Below are 20,951 nucleotides of genomic sequence, written 5' to 3' on the forward strand. Positions count from 1 at the left end.
TCCAGAAAGCTTTTTGATTTGTTTTTCATGACAATCATTAAAAATATCAAAGATAAGAGTGAATTATGTTTCAAGAGGGGGAATCAAAACCTATAACGAAGATCGTGGTTTTGGTTTTATTCAGGTCGAAGGGGAATCTCAAGATTTATTTTTTCATATCAAGGACATTCCTAATAAGAATATTCCGCCAAAAATTGGGGAAAATTTAAAGTTTTTGGTGGTTGAGGATAAGGCTAAGTTTAAGGCACAGCATATTGTTCGGCTGGATATTCAATCAAAGCTCACTATTAAAGAGAATCATGACCGAGATCAAGCATCTGAAATACATGCTGCTCCACGTTATGAAAAAACAAAATCATCAACTCGATTAAAACTCATCACAATATCGGGATTAATTATTATTACGTTCCTTATTGGACTTATTTATCAAAAATACCAAACTTATCAAGCACAAAAACAGCAGAAGCTTGAACAACTGATGCTAGAGCAGCAACGGATTGTCACTGAGCAGCGAGCAGCACAAGGTGATTTATCTATGCAGGGATTATCTGAGCAGGGGCTTAAGAATCTAGAAAATCGTGGCACTGAGTTACCAAGTCAAAGTTATATGATTAATCCGGAAACTTCAAAGACGACTTCGCAACCGACCTCTCAATTCAAATGCGATGGCCGGGAACATTGTAGTCAAATGGGTTCTTATGAGGAGGCATTATTCTTTATCCGGAACTGTCCAAATACTAAAATGGATGGTGATAACGATGGTGAGCCTTGTGAGAATGATTCACGATGGTAATAAAAAAGCACCTTAAGGTGCTTTTTTATTGAAAAATAAATCTAGGCTTCACAGAAATTCATAAAGGCTCTCAGACCCGGCCCCTGATATTTCTGACGATGTACCAGCATATATAATGGACGGGTCAGCGACCAGAATGGTGTGTCAAGAATCACCAGCTGACCTTTTTCACGTAAAGGCTCAATCGCCAGCTTGGAAATACAGGACATGCCGATTCCGCCTGCCACGATTTTCAAGATCGCTTCATTGTGACCGAGGGTCAGACGGATATTGGCATCTGGCACATCTTTTAAAATGGCATTGTCAAATACTTCGCGTGTACCGGAACCTTCTTCACGCAAGATCCATTCAACAGATTTGAAATCTTCAGCGGTCAGTTCACGTTTCAATTGCGCCAGAGGATGATCCGGTGCACAGCACACTGCCAGCTCATCATCACGCCAATGGATACATTGCAGTTGTGGCAAATGACAAGAACCTTCAATGAGCGCTAAATCTAACTGGAACTGATTCACTGCTTCAATCATTTGACGGGTATTGCCGACCTGAAGCTGTAAATGGGCCTGCGGCTGAATCTTCAGGAAATCGGCCATCAGGTCAGGAATCAGGTAATCTGAAATGGTCAGGGTTGCACCTAAACGTAAATCGATACTTTGAAGCTCACCTTTAGCGACCTGTTCAAAAGATTCACAGCGACCCAGAATTTCCAGCGCTTGCGGGAGAAGAAAGCGCCCCAGGTCATTGAGCTGTAAACGCTTGCCTAGACGGTCAAATAGGGGAGCACCGAGACCATCTTCCAGATCTGCCAAAGCCATACTCGCCGCACTTTGAGTAAGTTTGACGGCATCGCTAGCCTTCGTTACGGTACCCTCTTGTGCCACTGCTACAAAAACAGCCAATTGGCGTAAAGTCATGCGCATGAGTAGAGCCTTAACATTTAAAAAATATTAATAAATTATATTGCCATGCTACCATGAGCACAGTCTTTCATGCCACGTTGAAATCATGTCAATTGAAAAATTTAGCCTAGAAAAAGTTTTATCTGTACATCGTTGGACCAATACATTATTTAGTTTCACCATGACACGCCCGGCACATTTTAAATTCACTGCGGGGCAATTTGCGCGTATTGGCCTGCAAGTGGGAGATGAACTGGTGGTTCGCGCCTATTCGGTGGTGTCATCTCCTTTTGATGAAACTCTGGAGTTTTTTTCGATTGTGGTGCCAGAAGGTAAATTTACTTCCAACTTACAGCACCTGAAAGTAGGCGATGAGCTGTATTTGGAAAAAATTCCCTATGGTTATCTGACCTTGGCACGTTATCAGTTACCTTTACCTAAAGACTTGTGGTTGCTGGGTACGGGTACAGGGCTGGCGCCGTTTCTGTGCATGTTGCAAGACTTTGAAACCTGGAGCAAATACGAGAAAATCAATCTGGTATATAGCGTGCGTACCCGAGCGGAATTGGCGTATGTAGAACGGATTCAAGAGATTGCCGAAACTTTTGGTGAAGGGCATAGCGGCTTTAAATTTATCCCGATTATTACCCGTGAACCCGATGCACCTTTACATGACCGGCTACCGATACTGATTGGCAATGGTGAACTGGAAAAAGCAGCCGGTATGCAGCTCAATCCGGAAACCACCCATGTCATGCTCTGTGGTAATCCGGAAATGGTAGATGATACCAAAGAAGCGCTAAAAGCTCGTGGCCTGACCATGAACCGTCGGGGTGAAGGCAATATTGCAGTGGAAAATTACTGGTAAAATGAAGTGCTGATTGGCAAAAGCTCATCCTTGGATGAGCTTTTTTTATGAGCAGACCTATTGAATTCAGGATATTTCAGTGCAGAATCTTGTTCAGGAATTGCTGGGCACGTTCCCCGCGCGGGGTATTAAAGAAATCATCTTTACTACAATCTTCTACAATTTTTCCCTGATCCATAAAGATGATCCGATTGGCCACCTGCCGGGCAAAGCCCATTTCATGGGTGACACACATCATGGTCATGCCTTCTTTGGCTAGTCCTACCATTACGTCCAATACTTCATTGATCATTTCCGGATCAAGTGCGGAGGTGGGTTCATCAAAAAGCATCGCAATCGGATCCATGCTCAGTGCACGGGCAATTGCAACCCGTTGCTGTTGTCCACCCGACAGTTGTGCCGGAAATTTATTGGCCTGCGCACTTAAGCCGACCCGATCCAGATAGGCGAGACCTTTCTTCTTGGCTTCGGCTTCAGAGCGTCCCAAGACTTTGATCTGGGCAATGCTCAGGTTTTCAGTAATGCTGAGATGCGGGAACAATTCAAAATGCTGGAACACCATGCCGACACGGCTTCTTAACTTATTTAAATTGGTTTTAGGATCATTGATTTTGATGCCATCTACCAAAATCGTGCCTTGCTGAACGGGTTCCAGGCCATTGACGGTTTTAATTAGCGTGGATTTTCCTGAACCAGAGGGCCCACACACCACAACCACTTCACCTTGACAAATCTGTGTGGTGCAGTCGGTGAGCACCTGAAAATCTTTATACCATTTACTAATATGCTGGAGGTCAATCATGACTTTAGGTTCGCTCATATACTTAACCTCTGTTGTAATTTTTTTACGGTATAGGTGGCAATCATGCTGATGGTGAAATACACCAGACCAGCAAAAAGAATATATTGGGTGAGTAATGACATCATGTCACCCCGGACATAATTGGTCCGGAAAAAGTCCAACAGGCCAATCGCATAGACCATGGTGGAATCCTGAAATAAAATAATGGTCTGTTGCAATAACAGCGGAGTCATTTTGCGAAAGGCCTGAGGCAGTACAATCAAGCGCATGGATTGGCTATAACTCATGCCCAGTGCATAAGCCGCATCGGTTTGTCCCTTGGAAATAGACTGGATACCGGCCCGCACAATTTCGGAAAAATAGGCTGCCTCAAACAGCATAAAGGCCACAATACTGGACACCAGCGCTGTATCCATGTTCAGGTATTTCCCGGTCACCCCGGTATAGATAAAGGGTACGGCAAAGTAGAACCACATCAGTACCAGCAGTAAGGGAATGGAACGGAACAGGTTGACATAGCCTTTGGCAATCCAGTTCAGCACCCTGATTGAAGACAGCCGCATCAAGGCGAGTAAGGTGCCAATAAAGACCCCGCCCACGGTAGCGAAACACAAGACTTTTAACGTGATGCTCAGACCATGCCACAGTGCTGGCGCCGATAGTTGTAAATCCTGAAAAAATGCAGTGAACCATTCCATTATTTCGCTCCCGCAATCAGACCAGGCACCTGGAAGCGTTTTTCCAGAAAGTTCATCAAGCCAATCAGGCAGATATTGATCAGGATGAAAATCAGCGTGACATAGGTATAAATCTCGATGGTATTTTGCGTATATTCACTGATGGTCTTCATCTGGGAAATGATTTCCGCGACCCCGACCAGCGAGGCCACTGAGGTATTCTTGACGCAGTTGGTCAGTTCTGAACTGAGTGGCGGTAAGATCATGCGGAATGACTGCGGTAAAATCACATAACGATATAACTGTGCCGTGCTGAATCCCATTGCATAGCCGGCATTGACCTGGCCCGGCGGGATAGCCTCAATTCCGGTACGCACCTGCTCACAAACGCGTGCTGCGGTAAAGAGTCCCAAACCAATACTGGCAGAAATCAGCGCCGTGGTATTGGCTCCCAAATCATTGATCCACCAGTTTTGGATGCTGCCCGGCAGAAAATTAGGTACCACATAAAACCAGATAAATAACTGGATCAGTAACGGCACATTCCGGAAAATAGTGACATAAGCAGTACCAATCGCTCGGGCAGTCGGGCTGGGCAAGGTTCGCATGATGCCCAACAGGCTGCCCAAGAGCATGGCAATCGACCAGGCCACAACCGCAATCACGGCTAACCAGCCGATGCCGGTCATGATCCAGTTCAGATAGGTGGTATCACCAATCCCGGTCGGTTGTAATAAAACACCCCAGTTCCAGCTGTAATTCATTGCAACTCCAACAATATACTTAAGCAGCTTGTGCCTTAAGCAAGACAGATAAGATTTAGAACCTATTGATCACGGTCATGCGGGTTGCTCACCAAGCCTTTCAGTGCGTCAGACATGGCAAAATTCAGATTGATATTTTTGGGTGGAATTGGTGACTGGAACCATTTCTGGTACATGCTGTTGATTTCACCAGAGCTATATGTGGCTTTAATTGCATCATCGACCACCTGCTTGAATTCAGTATCGCCTTTACGCAGCATACAGCCATAAATTTCATGGATCGGAGCAGTACCAACAATTTGCCACTGTTCAGGATTTTTGGCTTTGGATTTTTCTCCGGCCAGGAGAATGTCATCCATCATGAAAGCTGCTGCACGGCCACTTTGCAACATTAAGAACGATTCTGCATGGTCTTTGGCAGAAATGATTTCCCCAATGCCCAGTTCTTTTTCATGTTGACGAATATAGCGTTCAGAAGTAGTACCGGCGGTAGTCACCAGCTTTTTACCTTTCAGATCACTAAAGTCTTTGATACCAGAATTGGTGGCAGTCAACAGGCGAGAACCAACCTCAAAGAAACCGACTGAAAAATCAACCTGTTGCTGACGTTCCTTGTTGTTGGTGGTTGAACCACATTCCAGGTCAACGGTGCCGTTGGAAACCAGCGGAATCCGGTTCTGACTGGTCACCAGGTTATAACGGATTTTCAGATCGGGAAGATTCAGCTTTTGCTTGACCGCTTCTACCACTTTCAGCTGCAGGTCATGTGCGTAACCAACCGGTTGACTCGGGTTGTCTGCAATATAGGAGAATGGAATCGAGGAGTCACGATAACCCAAAACAATCGTGCCAGACTGTTTGATTTTATTCAGTGTACCCGACGTATTCTCGTTGCCCTGTTGATTGCTTGGTGCCTGATTGTCACTACAGGCACTCAGTCCCAAGGTCAGGGCACTGGCACACAGCAGCGTAGCGAACTTATAGTTTGATTTCATCCTAAAACTCCATTTTCCATTTTTCGTTTATTATGATTGAGCCAGTTTTTAGACTGTACTGAGACTGTATCTTGATTATTGCTATAAAGTCTAAGTGCTCGTTTATACTCATCTTAGGTGAAACCTCTAACATGACTCAAGCTGAATTTATTGCTGAAATGTTACTGAATTAGAAAAGGAAATCTGCCGGACAACAGATTTGATGCCAAAAATACAAAAAGCTGGAATGGCCAAAATAAAAATGTACCGGGCAGGCAATAAAAAAACCTCCATTTTCGGAGGTTTTTTACAATTTAATCGTATTGATCTTAATGAACAAACATGTCCATCGATTCACGGATTTCCTGAATAGCCGTTTCGACATCCGAGCTGAGCCAGGTCGGTTCAAAGAAGCCAGCGTAGTGCTCAAGACGGTCAGCAGGCACTACTAAGCGCACCGGACAGTCTTCTTCCAGCAAGCGCCACGGAATAATCGGCACTTCATTGTCCAGCCATGCCGTGATATCCCGGATATCGATAATCATCGCATTAACACAGTCGGGGAAGGGCATCACGGAAAACTCTTCGGTGCGACGACGGAAGTATTCCAGGTCTTGCCAGCGCAGGGCAAAACTCGGTTTACTAAACTCGATAATCCCTATCAGATGCTGATCGCGGGTGTGATGCAAAGTGCATTGGTGTGTGACGTCAGTGTCAAGATCCAGCGATACACTTTGTTGACGATACGCCATAGAGCTCGATGAAATAAAAAAATGAGGGACACATTATAGCTCATTTTATACAAACTGAGCAGTGCTATTGTCCGGCACAAATTTGAATGCTGAGCTTGAATGAAAAAACTGGACGGAAGCTCTTCACGCTAGAGCAACCGAATTTGATACAGAGCGACTCAACACCTTTATATTGCATAAAAATTACTAGAAAAATAAATGAAATAATCATGCCGAGCCAGACGTGTTCAAGATCAACCCATATCCAGAATGCAGGCAAAACCAATTCTATGGATTGGTGATTATTCTAAATATTATTCATACATATAACTTACATCCCGTCACCATCTCACCATGTTTTGTCACAGAAGCAGTTTTGACTGCTTGTTATGCTAAAAATCTACTTATGAATAACAAAGAGTGAGGATGATTATGGTCGATGATTTCAATAAAAAACCACCTTTAAATCATCAGGCAGATGTAACGCAAAAAAAGCGTATTCCTGTTTATATCTTGATTTTGGTAGGTATCTTTTTACTGGCATTACTGTTCTATATGTTTGCTGACATGAATCCAGATGCAAGTGATGCACCTGCTGGACATCCTAACCCTAATGTACAACCGGCTACACCAAACAATAGCACTCCAGTCGGTGAGCCTACAGAAGCGACGGCCACAGTAGGTGATGCAACAGAAGCAACTGCGACAGATGATGCACAGGCGGCTCGATAACTCGGGAATATCTCAAAAGCTCTAGTGAAACCACTGGGGCTTTTTTGCAATGGATTGTGGTGTTTAAGGTAATTACCGCTACCTGGCTTAAGTCTGAAACATCAAATCTTAATCCGAATCCGAAAGAAGAAGGGGCTGAACGTTTCAAGGATAGGCTCCCAATTTCAGATAAATAGCTTAATAACAAAGAGGGTAAAACAACATGAATGATTATATGAGAAGTCCGCGTGGCGGCTTCGACGCCATGTATTATTGGGATCAGTTTCATCCCATTCTGAGTGCAATTGCCATATTAGTCATTGGTTGGATCATAGCATTGCTTGTTTCGGCCGGGGTGAAAAAACTCTTGCAAAAACTTGGAACCAATACGCACTTAAATACTGCCACAGGTCATCGCTCTAATATCGAGGGGATTCTGGCCCGGGTGGTGTTCTGGATTATTCTGATTATTGCCGTGATTGGTTCACTGAATGTACTCAACCTGACCAGTGTGAGTGGTCCTTTCAGTAATATGATTCAGCAATTCCTGTTATTTATCCCGCAGTTACTAGGTGCAATTGCAGTCGGATTCATAGGATGGATTGTCGCCAACTTGGTGAAAATAGGGCTACAAAAGTTACTTGATCGAACGCAACTGGATGAGAAACTCAGTGCAGAAGTCGGTGTCAGTCCGATTAGCCAGAACATCAGTGAAATTGCTTACTGGTTAATTTTATTGCTGTTCTTGCCAATTGTACTGTCTATTCTAGGTCTTAACGGTTTGTTATTACCTGTTCAGAATATGCTGACTGATGTCGTAAGTTATTTACCAAACATCTTCATTGCTGCAGTGATCATTTTTGTTGGTTATATCCTGGCAAAAATTGTTCGCGGTATTGTTGAAGGGCTATTAAACAGTCTGAATGTACAACAGCAAGCTGAAAAAGTAGGTATTTTCAAAAACTCCAATGTGGCTCAGGTGATTGGTTCATTCATCTTCGCCGTTGTGATCATTACTGCATTGATCATTGCTTTTGAAGCATTGGGTATTGAAGCGATTTCTCAGCCTGCCACAGCAATGCTGTACGAAATCATGAATGCCATTCCGAATATTATCGCTGCTGCGTTAATCCTGATTCTGGCTTATGTGGTCTCTAAACTGGTGGCACGTCTGGTGGTTGAAGTTGTCGCCGGTACAGGTGTCGATGAAATTCCAGCCAAACTGGATATCCAGCGCTTTTTAGGCACTACTAAACTTTCAAGTGTAGTCGGTTCCCTGATCGTGTTGTTCACCATGCTCTTTGCAGTGTCTGAAGCAGCAAACCGTCTTGGCTTTGAACAGATCAGCGGCCTGATCGCAATGTTTATCTACTTCGGTGCCAACATCCTGCTCGGCGCAGTGATTCTGGTGATCGGTTTCTGGCTGGCCAATATCGTTGCGAATATCGTACAACGTGGTGAATATAACAGCTCGCGCTGGTTAGCAAATCTGGTTCGTGTTCTGATTATGGGTCTGGTCGTGGCCATGGGTCTGCGTGCCATGGGTATTGCCGATTCAATCGTGAACCTGGCTTTCGGTCTAACTTTGGGTGCTGTAGCAGTGGCATTTGCTCTGGCCTTTGGTCTGGGTGGTCGTCAACCTGCGGAGCGCGTTTTGACCGATCTGATTGATAAAGCAAAACGTGAAGGCAAAGAGCCGAATACAGTCAAAGACCAGGCTGAAAACAGTATATTTTCAGGTTTAGGTGCCAAGACTGGTACTTCTGGTACAAGTACAACAGATATGGCAGGCACTACCGGTGCAGCGATGGGTATGGGTTCTACAGAAACATCGATGGGACAATACTCAGACCGTGCACAAAACATGACGGATACTGCTGATTCTTCAATTAGCTCTCCGGGAACAGGTCTGGTGCCAGATCAGGATTCAGATGCAACTAATGCAATGAATACTGACTTGTCCAATACCACCCCGGCAATTCTTACGACTGCACCGCAGGATGAGAACAGTTTAGATCCGGATCAGATCGTACCTGATTCAGTAGAGGTCGATCCTAAACATCCGCCAGTCAACAATCCATTTGGTTCAACTGGAGAAGAAGAGCCTGAAGTAGATATTAATCGTTCTACTCAGAAAAAAGATGACCTGAAATAACCTGTCATTTTTAAGCAAAATCGACCACGCTGATGTGGTCGATTTTGTTCAATCCTAAGGAAAAATCAATGAATAGCAAGAAACCCAACACAGTCCTGGCACCTTTAGTCATTGCGGGAATTACCATTGGCTTTTTTACCGCTGCCTATAAATTTATTTTTGCTAAGAGCAAACAGGTTAAGCAGTCTGAGCAAGCACTAGAAAAGAAAATACCCGACACAGAGGAATTCAATTAAAAAACTGTCCACTAAGGCAAATAGAATTCTTTCTTTAAAAAATATAGAATATTTAATTGAATACTAAAATGATTTTGGTATTTTTATTGCATTAAAAATATAAAGACAAGGAGATAAACAATATGTGGAAAGCAGTACGCCATAACTTTATTGTATCTACAACAGATCAAGCACCGCTATATCTGCGAGAAGCGACCCGAAAAATGCAGCTGACGATTGACCGTTTAGAAAATACGGCCAATCTCAACCTGTTTAAGACAGATTATCTTGAATGAGTCAAATCTTGACCAGATGCTCTGTTCATTAAATATATTCCGATGCGGCATGTGCAGATGACCATGCCCATTGGAAATTATAGCCACCCAGATGTCCGGTAACATCCAGCACCTCACCAATAAAATACAGGCCTTTCTGCTTTTTACTTTCCATGGTTTTTGAAGAGACTTCGCTGGTATCTACACCACCCAAAGTGACTTCTGCCGTCCGGTAGCCTTCTGTTCCTGAAGGTTTTACTTCAAAACCATGCAGACGTGTTGCAATCTGCTCCAGTTTATCATCACTGATATTACCAATTACGGTTTCTGCGACCTCAGCCCAGATCAGGCTCTGTAATTCAGCCACGACACTTTTTGGTAAAAATTCATTGACTAAGGTGCGTAATAACACTTTGGGCTGGCTTTGTTTTTTGCTTTTAAAGAAATCCAGTAAATCTGCACTTGGTAAGAAATCGACCTTAAAACTCTGACCAACATTCCAGTAATTGGACAATTGCAGCGAGCTTGGGCCACTTAAACCGCGATGGGTAAATAGCAGCGCTTCGGTAAAACTGTTGAGCTCATTGGAAAGTGTCGCTTCTACAGCATTCCCGCTTAAACGAGTGGTCACTTCCTTAAATCCATCAGAGAAAGTGAAGGGCACTAAACCGGCACGGGTCGGATAAACATGATGTCCAAACTGTTTTGCGATTTCATAGCCAATGCCCGAACCACCCAGAGTCGGAATGGACAAGCCGCCGGATGCCACTACTACAGATTCAACTTCAAAATATCCCAGTGATGTGGCGACTTGAAAGCCTTGCTCATCGACCGAATTGACTGCCTTTACTTCGCAGCTGGTTTTAATATCGACCAGACCTGTTTTGTCACACTCTGCTAGCAGCATCGACAGAATATCTTTTGCACCATTTAGGGTAAACAGTTGTCCATGTTTGCGTTCTTCATATTCGATGCCATATTCACAGACCAGACCAATAAAGTCCCAGTTGCTATAACGCGTTAATGCTGAAATCACAAAATGCGGATTATGCGAAATATAATGGCTCGGTTCGACATCCATATTGGTAAAGTTACATTTACCGCCGCCCGACATCAGGATTTTTTTGCCCACTTTATTGGCTTTTTCCACCACCACGACTTTACGCCCACGTTGTGCAGCCATATACGCCGTCATTAAACCTGAAGCACCGGCACCTATGACAAGAACATCGTATTGCTTGGAAGACATGAAACACTCGAGGGAGAACAAAAGGAAAGCATTATAGACAATTTTATTTCAGCTTTCTCTATTCCTGAACAATCCGCAGGCCAATTGCAGATTCACAGCGGATTTTAAACATAAAATATTTGTAAGTCGGTTGCAAATCATGCATAGTTTTTGTGCAAACTCATCAGAATCACAAGAATAAGGCAGGCTTATGGCAACGTCAGAGGATCTAAAACAATATAACCTGATCAGTTATATTCTTTATATTCTGGGATTTTTTCTTGGTATAACACCATTTATCGCCATTATCATGAATTATCTTAAACGTGATGCAGTGCGCGGTACCTGGCTGGAAAGTCATGTGGACTGGCAGATAAAAACCTTCTGGATCAGCTTGCTCGGTTATATTGTCGGTGGTCTATTGAGCGTCATATTGGTCGGCTTTCTGATCATATTTGTGGTCTTTATCTGGCATATCTACCGTCTGGTCAAAGGAATGACTGCGCTCAATAATAATCAAGCGGTTCAGGCTTAAGCGACAGTACAAGCCGTATCCAGATGACGACCTTGCAGTCCGCCACTATGAATGACCAGTAGTTGAGACCCTGCTGCAAAATAGTCTTTCTCAATCAGATCAAAGATACCCATCAACATTTTAGCGGTATAGACCTGCTCTAAAGGAATCAAGAACAGGCTTTCAAAATCCCGAATAAACTGCAGGAGAGCAGTGCTGGTTTTGGCATAACCGCCACAGCAATAATCATCGAGAATGTTCCAGTTGGTTTTATTGGTCATTTGGGCAACTTCATTTTTTAAAAATGAACCTTTTAGTGCTGAAAATCCCAAAACCTGCTGATGCGCCTGACTGGCTTCGATCAGACCGGTGATGGTTCCGCCAGTGCCGACTGCACAGCAAATCATATCAAACTGAGTATCTGACGGAGTTAAAATCTCCCGACAGCCCTGAATTGCCAAAGTATTGGTACCACCTTCAGGAATGACATAATGCTCAGGAAACTGTTGTGCAAGTTCAGCTAGATATTCCGGCTGTTGCTTGCAACGATAATGTTCACGACTGACAAAATGTAGCTGCATCCCCAACTGTTGTGCGGTGGCTAAAGTTGAGTTGAGTGGTCGATGCGCCAGTTCCTCACCACGAATGATTCCGACACTCTGAAAACCAAACTGCTGTGCGGCAAATGCAGTGGCAGCAATATGATTGGAATATGCACCGCCAAAACTCAAAATATGCCGATAACCCTGTTTTTGTGCTTCCAGAAAATTGTATTTCAGTTTAAAAAACTTGTTCCCGGAAATCTGTGGATGAACCAGATCCAGACGACGTATGGTTAGCGCAATATCTTTAATAAGAATCTGTTGATCAGGAATATTTTGGGCAATCTCTGCAAACATAAAAATTAGCACAGTCAGTTATTTGGCCATTATAGCCAAAGCAGTAAATATCGGGGATTGAGAATAAGTTATTTTCAGTCGTGAGATAAAAATCTTGAAGCAGAATGTCACAAATATCCTGCTGATTATTTAAGCAAAAATGCTAATCTAAATACAGGAAACCCTGAGGAGGGTAGAATAATGAAAATATTATCCTATGCTGTTTTGGCCGGCCTGCTATTTGCCCTATCAGGCTGTGATGATGCCATGAATAAGCCTAAAACAGAGACCCGTACCATGATCATTGGTGGTGTACCGGTACATGATCAGGATTATCAACTGCTAGACAAACAGTTTAATGCTCAGGATCAGCTTAAACACTAAGCAGTTGCAGCAGCTAAAATTCCGGCCAAATACCGAAATTTTTAAAGCAAATGATCCGGTTTTTGCTTAAACTAGCCTTTCAAATTTTAAGTCAGGTTATCTCGTGGAATCATTCTGGATTTTAGGCTCGATTGCTGTTGCCCTGATGTTGGGTGCAATGAGTCCTGGGCCGACTTCTATTTATGTGGCTAAAAATTCAATTGCAATTTCACGTCGCCATGGTTTACTGACTGCACTGGGAACTGGTTTAGGCGCTGCAGTTTTTGGTTTGCTGGCAGTACTAGGCTTGCAGGCATTTTTACTGGCTGTGCCTTCAGCTTATCTGGTGTTAAAAATTTGTGGTGGTTTATATCTGCTTTGGCTGGCTTTTAAAATTATCAAGCATGCCAAAGATCCGATTGAAGCAGATACCAGCATAAGCAAGCAAATGTCTTTACGTCGCGCTTTTACCACAGGTTTAATCACACAGTTGTCGAATCCAAAAATTGCAATTGTGCTGGCCAGTATTTTTACTGCATTGTTGCCAAAAGAAATTCCGACTTATTTTTATTTTGTTTTGCCCCTTTTATGTTTCTTTATTGATGCTGGCTGGTGCTCACTGGTGGCCGTTGCGCTTTCTGCGGAAAAGCCGCGTCGTGTTTATTTGAAGTTTAAAGCCTTGTTTGACCGCGCAGCAGGTGCAGTGATGACGGTGCTTGGTTTAAAACTGATCTTTGGTATGAAGTAATTATTTCGTATAGATGCGCTGCTTATAAATAAAAAAAGCCCCTAGTCGTAGAGGCTTTTTTGTATCAATTAAAAAGTATTTTCTTCCGAATTAGCAGAAATACGATGAATCGACAAGTCTGCACCGTTGAACTCTTCTTCCTCAGTCAGGCGAATACCCATAAAAACCTTAAGCAGGCCATACACCAAAAAACCACCCGCCAAAGCAATGACAATCGCCAGCACTGTACCTATGAGTTGTGAAATTAAAGAAACTCCTCCCATTCCTCCAAGCCATTGCTGACCGAAAATACCCACAGCTAATCCGCCAAAAGCACCACAAACGCCATGTAAAGGCCAGACTCCCAGTACATCATCCACTCTGAGTTTATTTTGGGTATAGGTAAAGAGTTTCACAAAAATAATACCGGCGCTGATCCCGATAAAAAAAGCACCCAACGGATGAACGACGTCTGATCCGGCACAAATCGCCACCAGACCTGCTAAAGGACCGTTATGCAGGAAGCCGGGGTCATCTTTCCCCGCAACTTTGGCTGCTATTGTTCCACCGACCATGGCCATCAAAGAGTTAATGGCGACCAGTCCAGAAATGGCATCCAGCCGCTGCGCGCTCATGACATTGAAGCCAAACCAGCCAACAATCAGAATCCAGGAACCCAAAGCCAAAAAAGGAATCGATGAAGGAGGATGCGCGGTGATTCGGCCATCTTTTTTGTAACGGCCATGACGCGCACCAAGTAGGATTATTGCGGCAAGTGCCATCCAGCCGCCCATTGCATGAACGACAACTGAGCCGGCAAAATCATGAAAACTGGCACCAAATGTATGGGCCAGCCAATCCTGAAAACCAAGGTTGCCATTCCAGATCATACCTTCAAAAAAAGGATAGATCAGCGCAACCAGGAATAGGGTGGCTAAAGCCTGTGAACGCATTTTGGCACGCTCTGCAATCCCTCCAGAGATAATCGCTGGAATTGCTGCAGCAAAGGTCAACAGGAAAAAACAGTGCATCAGATTGTAGCCATGATCGGCAGACAAGGTTGCAGCATCATGGAAAAAGTGCTGACCGTAGGCAATATAGTAGCCCACTAAAAAATAGGCGATCGCAGAAATAGCAAAGTCGGTTAGAATTTTACTTAAGGCATTGACCTGGTTTTTATGTCGAACTGTTCCAAGCTCTAAAAAAGCAAATCCAGCATGCATGGCAAGCACTAGAACTGCACCGAGAAGAAGAAATAATAAGTCTATATTTTGCATGGTGCGTTCCAATTTAGTGCGCGGGATCACAAAAGAAAATCAGTATATAGAGGCAAATTGATTGTAAAAGAGGGCTAAGCAAGGGAAATTTTGATGAAGAATTTCTTAAAATTGATAAGACTCGATATAAAGCACGTTGCTATTTTTTTGCACTAAACTAAGACACAGCAAGAGTTCATGAAATTCAAATTTATATTATATTTTTAGGTGTTTATATTTATCGTAAGAAAAACGGTGCTAAAAAAGCATGCTAAAGGTGCACATGAAAAGTGAAAGATTTTTAAGAAAAAATTTAAAAATAAACGAAATCATTGCTTTTAAATTTCAAAGCGTCATTCAAATTTTAAATTTACCAAGTCATAGGGAATCTGGCTGAAAGATATTTAAAATAAATAAAACCCTAAAAAATTAGGGTTTCATGCTTAGATAAAATTATTGAAATATTTAATTAATCTTTAAAATGTACCGGAATCCACTGATAGCTCTTGTTATCTTTAGAATAAATATGCCCAATGCCCGGGAATGGTAAATGTGGTGCAGCCACTGTCTGGCCATTTTTGGCATAGTCAGCAAAATGCTTTAAGCGGGTTTCAACCGCTTTTTTGGGATCGACATCAAAATCCACAGCGGTCTGTGGACGGTCAAACTGAATGGTATGGGAATGCACAATATCTCCAATAAATATCATCTCCTGTCCCTTGGATTTTAAACTGAATCCAAAATGTCCCGGCGTATGTCCTGCCGAACTGATGACATCAAAACCATGAATCTGATCGCCAACTTTAAAGGTCTTTAACTGGTTTTTGGCCTGATAAGGCGCGATAGCTTTCTTGATTTTATCGACCGTGGCCAAAAAGCCGGCTTGCTTGGCTTTTGGTAATTTCTCTACACTTTTAGGATTCATCCAGAAATCCAGTTCGGTTTGAGATATGTACACTGTTGCATGAGGGAAGTTGGCAACTCCATTATTGCTGATCCCGCAAACGTGATCTGGATGTAAATGCGTTAATAAGATTGTATTGACTTGCTCAGGCTTTTGCCCCGATGCCTGCAAGTTGGAATAGATCGAACCAAAGTTCGGCCCATTACAGCTTGAAGCACCACTATCTACCAAGACCAGCTCCTTAGCTGTATTGACCAAGAAAGCATTCACAGAGGTCTGGATGCCCTTGCTATGATCGACATAATATTTTTTTAAAATCTGGTTCACTTCTGCTTCAGGAATATTTTTAAACAAAGCTTTGGATAAATAATTGGTGCCATCCAGCAGTGCCGTAATCTGGTAATCCCCGAAGCCATACTGATAATGGCCGGGAACCTGTTTTTGTTGTTGGGTGCTAGAAACGGTTTGTGCATGGGTTTGAGAGATACCCGCCATTGAACCTAAAGTAAGCAGCGAGATGACGAGAGATGGTTTGAAATATTTCATGGCTATTCTTGTGTAATTAAAGTCAACTCTATGTATTAACATGGATATTGATAAAAAAGAATATGAATATATTTACCATTTTTTAAAATAGAAGTGACGATTTGGCATCTGTACTAAAAATTCAGTGTGAATCTGTATATTGATTTTTTGAAATTAAATCAGCTGTTTTTTGTAAAAATATTATTATAAATAAAATGCTTAGATATATTTCACTTTTTATTAAAAGCTCGTTAACATAGGGTATTACAAACAAGCTTTGGGTGTCGCTATGAGTTTTTGGAACAGAAAAAACAATGCAAGCTTTGTGTTTTTCATCATTACCTTATATGCGCTAATTGGTTTTGGACTAGGCTATGTAATTTGGGAATTTTTGCTGCAAGGCTAAGTGACCCAGCGATATAGGGCCTCTAGAGATAGGGGCTTTTTTTGATCGTATGAAAGTTTCATTATTAGATTTTCTAGAAAAAGCATTAATAACCATCAAAGTATATTTCCTATTTCCTATTTCCTATTTCCTATTTCCTATTTCCTATTTCCTATTTCCTTATGATCTTTCTAACGTAAAGTACAAATTTAAAAAACCTCTCCCTAACCCTCTCCTAAAAGGAGAGGGAATATCCCGAAATCTATTTAGTAATGAAAGCTCCCTCTCTTGCACCATATATGGGTCGGGGGGAGGATATCTTAGTATTTGGGAAATTTAGCCTTACTTTTGCAGGATCAAAAGTAACAAAAATCCTTTGTTCGTTAGAGGGCACGTCCGTGTGCCCCTAACGAACGGGCGACATCCATGTCGCAGATCATTACTAGGCATACTTCTAAAATCTAAACTTAATCAGGCTTAATGGCATATGTTTTATCGATTGTGTGCTATGGCAAAAGTACGCTTGATAGAAGTTAAATTTCGCTCTTTTATGTTCATAACATTTTTGTTTAATGATTTCGATAATTTCGATTTTTTTTGCTTGAGGAGTATTGATACCAAAAACTAGTCCATCTAAGTCTGAAAATTGGTATTTAAATTTTCTAAAGCTTTTCTCTGAACAATCATGGAGCATTGAAGAGTAGATAAGTCGATATTCATTTTCGTACTTCCAGTCCTTTGATTTTCGGGTAATATTACTTAAAAAGTTTTTATGATATTCATCTCGCCAAGACTCAATATTTGAATATATCGAGTTGTAGAGATTACTTAATTTTCCGTCAGCACTTCTAAGCCAATTATTTACTAGTTGTGGCGTTGGTAGTTGTCCTAGCGAAGTAAAAAAGTTAATTGGTGAGGGGAATCTTGTATAGTCTATAGAGTAAAATTTAGATGATTGAAGTCCATAATTAATACCATTCTTTGAATCTAATGAATTAGGTTGATTTAAAGTTAGGTAGTAGTTTTCTTCTCTAGCATCCGCTTTGAAAACAAGACAAATACCAGTGTGATTTGACCCATATGATCCCCAAACGGAGGATGACTGACTAGATTCTTCATTCATAAAGCAGGCTGTATACCAGTCTCTGTGCATAAGTTGTTTTAGTTTTCTTTGAAAGAAATAAGAAAACTCTTGTATTAAGAAAGTTTTTTCAGAAGTTAGATTTTCTACAGTTAAATGATGAGCTAAATCTATTTCCTCATTTAGTAAATTGAATAATTGAAATAATAGAGGACGTTGTTCATCGGTTAATTGATCGAGTAAGGAATAATATTCATCATTCAGTTGAGTAGGATACTTTAAATCACTTGGTAACGACTTAAATAATGGTACATCAGTTTGACTATAAATTTCATTTACACTAGAAAGTGCATTTAGATGAATAGACCTCAAATAAAATGTAATATCTTGCCACGAAAATTTCCTTTGATTTTTTCCAAGATTAAATATTAATTTTTGTATGTGATCTAATGATAAAAAGCTATCAAAAATATTATTTAAGTGAGATTGTAATTGAGGGGAAAAATGATCCCCGACATAAAATAGCCCTAAATGTTCTGGCACTTGATAAACTTTTTCTGCCTTTCTTAAAAGAATATCTTGAGCGACTTCATTAAGTAAAATTAAATAGTTTTTGAAAAAGTTAGTCCAAACAATTTCATCCCCTTGAAAATAAATTTCATGATAACCCTCCATAGGATCATTTTGTTCACTTGGTGATGCAAAATAAATTTCCTGATTTTCTAATTCTTTATATTTTCCTAATAAATTATCTAATGATCTAAATCGATAGAATTTCATATTTTATTCATAACAAAAAGCCCTACTAGGAATATAGCAGGGCTTTATTTAAGTGTCTAAAACTACCTCTCCCTAACCCTCTCCTAAAAGGAGAGGGAATATCCCGAAATTTATTTAGTAATGAAAGCTCCCTCTCCCTATGGGAGAGGGTCGGGGTGAGGGAAATCCCAAAAACAAAAAAGCCCCTACAAGGTAGAGGCTTTTTCAAATCTTAACTTTAAAAATTAAGACACTTTATCACCCGGTTTAGCACCAGATTCAGGTGAAATCACCCAAACGCCGTCGCCATTACCCGCAGCTAAAACCATACCGTTGGAAATACCAAAACGCATCTTACGTGGTGCAAGGTTTGCCACCATCACCACCAATTTGCCTTTCAGGTCTTCAGGTTGGTAGAACTCACGAATACCGCTAAATACATTACGTGGCTCAGCTTCACCAACATTCAAAGTCAACTGAAGCAGCTTGTCAGAACCTTCCACCGTTGCAGCTTCCAATACTTCCGCTACACGCAGGTCAACTTTCATAAAGTCATCAATATTAATGATTTCAGCTTCGCCGACCTTAGCTTCAGGCTTTTTCTCAGCTTTCTTCTCTTTTTTCTTTTCCGCTTTTGCTGGTTCAGCAGCAGGTGCAGCTAGAGAGTCTTTAGATGCATCCACCATGGCAGCTACCGCTTTTGGATCTACACGTTGCATCAACGGCTGGAACAATGCAATTTCGTGACCGACCAGAATCGTTTCACGAGAAGCGAAATCGAAGCTTTCAAGTTGCAAGAAGTCTTGAACTTGTTTCGCCAAAGTCGGTAATACAGGTGCAAGGTAAACTGCCAATTGACGGAACAGGTTAATCCCGACAGAACATACGTCATGAACCTGTTGCTCTTGGCCTTCAATTTTCGCTAAAGCCCAAGGCTTTTTCTCATCGATATATTGATTGGCTTTGTCAGCAAGCGCCATAATTTCACGAATCGCAGCTGAGAATTCACGTGACTCATATTGCGCAGCGATTGAAGTACCTGCATCAATAAAGCTTTGTACCAGTTCAGGTTCTGCACAGGTTGCACTTAGCTTGTTATCAAACTTGGTGTTGATGAATTTCGCACAACGGCTGGCAATGTTCACCACTTTACCCACAAGGTCAGAGTTTACCTTTTGCACGAAATCATCAAGATTCAAGTCAGAATCTTCAACTTTGTCAGAAAGCTTAGACGCGAAGTAATAACGTAAATATTCAGGGTTTAAATGCTGTAAATAGGTTTCCGCTTTAATGAAGGTACCACGAGATTTCGACATTTTCTGACCATTGACAGTCAAGAAGCCGTTTACGAATAAACCTGATGGCGTACGGTAGTTGGCACCTTCCAGCATTGCCGGCCAGAACAATGCGTGGAAGTAAACGATATCTTTACCAATGAAGTGATACACCTCATTTTGAGAATCTTTTTTCCAGTAATCGTCAAAGCTGAGTTCAGGACGTTTGGTCTTGATGTAGTTTTCAAAACTCGACATATAGCCGATTGGCGCATCGACCCAAACGTAGAAATATTTGTTTGGTGCATCCGGAATTTCAAAACCGAAATATGGCGCATCACGTGAAATATCCCAGTCATTTAGGCCATTTTCAAACCATTCATCCAGTTTGTTGGCAATCGACACCGGTAAACGACCTTGGTCACGTGTCCACTTTTGCAGGTATTCACCAAAATTCGGCAATTTAAAGAAGTAATGGTCAGATGATTTTTCGACAGGTGTTGCACCGCTTAAAGTCGAGTGCGGGTTCAACAGTTCGGTTGCATTATAAGTTGCACCGCAAACTTCGCATGAGTCGCCATATTGATCTTCCGCCTTACATTTCGGGCAGGTGCCTTTAATGAAGCGGTCGGACAGGAACATGCCTTTTTCAGGATCGAACAGCTGGGTGACAGGACGAACTGCAATATTGCCGGCATCACGGTTTTTGATATAGATTTCTGACGCACGGGCGCGGTTGGTATCGCTATGGGTAGAGTCATAATGATCGAAGTGCACCCCAAAACCGTCAAAATCGCGGATATGTTCTTTTTGTACGTTGGCAATTTGAGCTTCTGGTGAAATCCCGTTGGCTTCGGCACGTAACATGATGGCTGTGCCATGAGCATCGTCCGCGCAGACATAAGTCACATCATGACCCATTGCACGCATCGCACGTACCCAAATATCAGCTTGGATATAACCGAGTAGGTGACCCATATGAATCGGGCCATTGGCGTATGGAAGGGCGTTAGTGACTAGGATATTACGCACGGATATGACTCTCTCATTCGTATATTATGCAAGGTGGATGATTTTACCTGATGCAGGTCCGAATACAAAGCAATCCTTTAAGCGAATCAATTCCATTTCAACGCTAATTCGTGTCTAAATGTCTTTGTATTTGCAGAATGTCTTGGAAATGTAGATTTCTC

22 protein-coding genes are annotated in these 20,951 nt (G+C 42.0%); 10 read left to right on the forward strand and 12 right to left on the reverse strand.

Features of this window, described 5'->3' with window-relative positions; translation table 11 throughout:
- The first annotated feature begins 58 nt into the window (after window positions 1-58).
- A complete protein-coding gene (locus AC3IT7_RS03190) occupies window positions 59-793 on the forward strand; it encodes a cold shock domain-containing protein (RefSeq protein ID WP_489249373.1) in 735 nt (244 codons plus the stop codon).
- A 41-nt stretch (window positions 794-834) separates the two neighbouring features.
- Here the strand turns inward: AC3IT7_RS03190 and gigC are convergent, their stop codons facing one another.
- A complete protein-coding gene (gene gigC, locus AC3IT7_RS03195) occupies window positions 835-1,713 on the reverse strand; it encodes a LysR family transcriptional regulator GigC (RefSeq protein WP_475655322.1) in 879 nt (292 codons plus the stop codon).
- 85 nt (window positions 1,714-1,798) lie between these two features.
- On the opposite strand from gigC, the gene AC3IT7_RS03200 reads away from it, so the two are divergent.
- On the forward strand, window positions 1,799-2,560 hold the full coding sequence (locus tag AC3IT7_RS03200) for a ferredoxin--NADP reductase (RefSeq protein ID WP_489249374.1): 762 nt from the start codon (window positions 1,799-1,801) through the stop codon (window positions 2,558-2,560).
- Between the two features lie 76 nt (window positions 2,561-2,636).
- Here AC3IT7_RS03200 and AC3IT7_RS03205 read toward each other — a convergent pair whose 3' ends face one another.
- The 5 genes from AC3IT7_RS03205 to AC3IT7_RS03225 form a co-directional block, all read right to left on the reverse strand.
- Complete coding sequence (locus tag AC3IT7_RS03205; protein ID WP_475655339.1) at window positions 2,637-3,362, reverse strand: amino acid ABC transporter ATP-binding protein; 726 nt, start codon at window positions 3,360-3,362, stop codon at window positions 2,637-2,639.
- A gap of 14 nt (window positions 3,363-3,376) precedes the next feature.
- Window positions 3,377-4,060 (reverse strand): ABC transporter permease subunit, encoded by a 684-nt coding sequence (locus AC3IT7_RS03210; protein ID WP_489249375.1) that lies wholly within the window; start codon window positions 4,058-4,060, stop codon window positions 3,377-3,379.
- Window positions 4,060-4,803 (reverse strand): amino acid ABC transporter permease, encoded by a 744-nt coding sequence (locus tag AC3IT7_RS03215; RefSeq protein WP_489249376.1) that lies wholly within the window; start codon window positions 4,801-4,803, stop codon window positions 4,060-4,062. The genes AC3IT7_RS03210 and AC3IT7_RS03215 overlap by 1 nt, the downstream gene beginning before the upstream one ends.
- Window positions 4,804-4,865: 62 nt before the next feature.
- Window positions 4,866-5,798, reverse strand: a complete 933-nt coding sequence (locus AC3IT7_RS03220) for a transporter substrate-binding domain-containing protein (RefSeq protein ID WP_475655326.1) — start codon at window positions 5,796-5,798, stop codon at window positions 4,866-4,868.
- A 308-nt stretch (window positions 5,799-6,106) separates the two neighbouring features.
- Window positions 6,107-6,529, reverse strand: a complete 423-nt coding sequence (locus AC3IT7_RS03225; RefSeq protein ID WP_489249377.1) for a hypothetical protein — start codon at window positions 6,527-6,529, stop codon at window positions 6,107-6,109.
- Between the two features lie 411 nt (window positions 6,530-6,940).
- Here AC3IT7_RS03225 and AC3IT7_RS03230 point away from each other — a divergent pair, with 411 nt between their 5' ends.
- The 4 genes from AC3IT7_RS03230 to AC3IT7_RS03245 all read left to right on the forward strand — a co-directional run bounded on the left by AC3IT7_RS03230 (window position 6,941) and on the right by AC3IT7_RS03245 (window position 9,885).
- Entirely contained in the window at window positions 6,941-7,240 is a 300-nt protein-coding gene (locus AC3IT7_RS03230; RefSeq protein WP_489249378.1) for a hypothetical protein, read from the forward strand.
- A 202-nt stretch (window positions 7,241-7,442) separates the two neighbouring features.
- Window positions 7,443-9,374, forward strand: a complete 1,932-nt coding sequence (locus tag AC3IT7_RS03235; RefSeq protein WP_489249379.1) for a mechanosensitive ion channel — start codon at window positions 7,443-7,445, stop codon at window positions 9,372-9,374.
- Between the two features lie 68 nt (window positions 9,375-9,442).
- Entirely contained in the window at window positions 9,443-9,610 is a 168-nt protein-coding gene (locus AC3IT7_RS03240) for a hypothetical protein (protein ID WP_475655329.1), read from the forward strand.
- A gap of 122 nt (window positions 9,611-9,732) precedes the next feature.
- The gene (locus tag AC3IT7_RS03245; RefSeq protein WP_489249380.1) at window positions 9,733-9,885 is read left to right on the forward strand and encodes a hypothetical protein; all 153 of its coding nucleotides are present in this window, start codon (window positions 9,733-9,735) and stop codon (window positions 9,883-9,885) included.
- Between the two features lie 28 nt (window positions 9,886-9,913).
- On the opposite strand, the gene AC3IT7_RS03250 is transcribed toward AC3IT7_RS03245, so the two are convergent.
- A complete protein-coding gene (locus AC3IT7_RS03250) occupies window positions 9,914-11,113 on the reverse strand; it encodes a BaiN/RdsA family NAD(P)/FAD-dependent oxidoreductase (RefSeq protein WP_489249381.1) in 1,200 nt (399 codons plus the stop codon).
- A 190-nt stretch (window positions 11,114-11,303) separates the two neighbouring features.
- Between AC3IT7_RS03250 and AC3IT7_RS03255 the strand changes: the two genes are divergently transcribed.
- Window positions 11,304-11,627, forward strand: a complete 324-nt coding sequence (locus tag AC3IT7_RS03255; protein WP_475655332.1) for a DUF4870 family protein — start codon at window positions 11,304-11,306, stop codon at window positions 11,625-11,627.
- Here AC3IT7_RS03255 and AC3IT7_RS03260 read toward each other — a convergent pair.
- Window positions 11,624-12,505, reverse strand: coding sequence for a 1-aminocyclopropane-1-carboxylate deaminase/D-cysteine desulfhydrase (locus AC3IT7_RS03260; RefSeq protein WP_489249382.1), 882 nt, complete (start codon window positions 12,503-12,505; stop codon window positions 11,624-11,626). The genes AC3IT7_RS03255 and AC3IT7_RS03260 overlap by 4 nt on opposite strands.
- A gap of 180 nt (window positions 12,506-12,685) precedes the next feature.
- Here AC3IT7_RS03260 and AC3IT7_RS03265 point away from each other — a divergent pair, with 180 nt between their 5' ends.
- Entirely contained in the window at window positions 12,686-12,868 is a 183-nt protein-coding gene (locus tag AC3IT7_RS03265; protein ID WP_489249383.1) for an NF038215 family lipoprotein, read from the forward strand.
- Window positions 12,869-12,971: 103 nt separating this feature from the next.
- Entirely contained in the window at window positions 12,972-13,595 is a 624-nt protein-coding gene (locus AC3IT7_RS03270) for a LysE family translocator (RefSeq protein WP_475655335.1), read from the forward strand.
- 68 nt (window positions 13,596-13,663) lie between these two features.
- On the opposite strand, the gene AC3IT7_RS03275 is transcribed toward AC3IT7_RS03270, so the two are convergent.
- Together AC3IT7_RS03275 and AC3IT7_RS03280 are read right to left on the reverse strand one after the other, a co-directional pair.
- Complete coding sequence (locus AC3IT7_RS03275; RefSeq protein WP_489249384.1) at window positions 13,664-14,851, reverse strand: ammonium transporter; 1,188 nt, start codon at window positions 14,849-14,851, stop codon at window positions 13,664-13,666.
- A gap of 448 nt (window positions 14,852-15,299) precedes the next feature.
- Window positions 15,300-16,280: an MBL fold metallo-hydrolase gene (locus tag AC3IT7_RS03280; RefSeq protein WP_489249385.1), complete on the reverse strand. Its 981-nt coding sequence runs from the start codon at window positions 16,278-16,280 to the stop codon at window positions 15,300-15,302.
- Window positions 16,281-16,548: 268 nt separating this feature from the next.
- On the opposite strand from AC3IT7_RS03280, the gene AC3IT7_RS03285 reads away from it, so the two are divergent.
- The gene (locus tag AC3IT7_RS03285) at window positions 16,549-16,665 is read left to right on the forward strand and encodes a hypothetical protein (protein ID WP_475655338.1); all 117 of its coding nucleotides are present in this window, start codon (window positions 16,549-16,551) and stop codon (window positions 16,663-16,665) included.
- 433 nt (window positions 16,666-17,098) lie between these two features.
- On the opposite strand, the gene AC3IT7_RS03290 is transcribed toward AC3IT7_RS03285, so the two are convergent.
- Together AC3IT7_RS03290 and metG are read right to left on the reverse strand one after the other, a co-directional pair.
- Window positions 17,099-18,505, reverse strand: coding sequence for a DUF2971 domain-containing protein (locus AC3IT7_RS03290; RefSeq protein WP_489249386.1), 1,407 nt, complete (start codon window positions 18,503-18,505; stop codon window positions 17,099-17,101).
- 224 nt (window positions 18,506-18,729) lie between these two features.
- Window positions 18,730-20,790, reverse strand: coding sequence for a methionine--tRNA ligase (gene metG, locus AC3IT7_RS03295; protein WP_489249387.1), 2,061 nt, complete (start codon window positions 20,788-20,790; stop codon window positions 18,730-18,732).
- Window positions 20,791-20,951 lie beyond the last annotated feature (161 nt).

This window comes from Acinetobacter sp. KH_038, from assembly GCF_057839405.1.

Coding starts and splice junctions, on each gene's coding strand:
- AC3IT7_RS03265 (WP_489249383.1), top strand. CDS start 12,686: ATGAAAATATTATCCTATGCTGTTTTGGCCGGCCTGCTATTTGCCCTA.
- AC3IT7_RS03250 (WP_489249381.1), bottom strand. CDS start 11,113: ATGTCTTCCAAGCAATACGATGTTCTTGTCATAGGTGCCGGTGCTTCA.
- AC3IT7_RS03230 (WP_489249378.1), top strand. CDS start 6,941: ATGGTCGATGATTTCAATAAAAAACCACCTTTAAATCATCAGGCAGAT.
- AC3IT7_RS03205 (WP_475655339.1), bottom strand. CDS start 3,362: ATGATTGACCTCCAGCATATTAGTAAATGGTATAAAGATTTTCAGGTG.
- AC3IT7_RS03245 (WP_489249380.1), top strand. CDS start 9,733: ATGTGGAAAGCAGTACGCCATAACTTTATTGTATCTACAACAGATCAA.
- AC3IT7_RS03290 (WP_489249386.1), bottom strand. CDS start 18,505: ATGAAATTCTATCGATTTAGATCATTAGATAATTTATTAGGAAAATAT.
- AC3IT7_RS03255 (WP_475655332.1), top strand. CDS start 11,304: ATGGCAACGTCAGAGGATCTAAAACAATATAACCTGATCAGTTATATT.
- AC3IT7_RS03220 (WP_475655326.1), bottom strand. CDS start 5,798: ATGAAATCAAACTATAAGTTCGCTACGCTGCTGTGTGCCAGTGCCCTG.
- gigC (WP_475655322.1), bottom strand. CDS start 1,713: ATGCGCATGACTTTACGCCAATTGGCTGTTTTTGTAGCAGTGGCACAA.
- AC3IT7_RS03240 (WP_475655329.1), top strand. CDS start 9,443: ATGAATAGCAAGAAACCCAACACAGTCCTGGCACCTTTAGTCATTGCG.
- AC3IT7_RS03210 (WP_489249375.1), bottom strand. CDS start 4,060: ATGGAATGGTTCACTGCATTTTTTCAGGATTTACAACTATCGGCGCCA.
- AC3IT7_RS03215 (WP_489249376.1), bottom strand. CDS start 4,803: ATGAATTACAGCTGGAACTGGGGTGTTTTATTACAACCGACCGGGATT.
- AC3IT7_RS03280 (WP_489249385.1), bottom strand. CDS start 16,280: ATGAAATATTTCAAACCATCTCTCGTCATCTCGCTGCTTACTTTAGGT.
- AC3IT7_RS03260 (WP_489249382.1), bottom strand. CDS start 12,505: ATGTTTGCAGAGATTGCCCAAAATATTCCTGATCAACAGATTCTTATT.
- AC3IT7_RS03200 (WP_489249374.1), top strand. CDS start 1,799: ATGTCAATTGAAAAATTTAGCCTAGAAAAAGTTTTATCTGTACATCGT.
- AC3IT7_RS03275 (WP_489249384.1), bottom strand. CDS start 14,851: ATGCAAAATATAGACTTATTATTTCTTCTTCTCGGTGCAGTTCTAGTG.
- AC3IT7_RS03235 (WP_489249379.1), top strand. CDS start 7,443: ATGAATGATTATATGAGAAGTCCGCGTGGCGGCTTCGACGCCATGTAT.
- AC3IT7_RS03225 (WP_489249377.1), bottom strand. CDS start 6,529: ATGGCGTATCGTCAACAAAGTGTATCGCTGGATCTTGACACTGACGTC.
- AC3IT7_RS03285 (WP_475655338.1), top strand. CDS start 16,549: ATGAGTTTTTGGAACAGAAAAAACAATGCAAGCTTTGTGTTTTTCATC.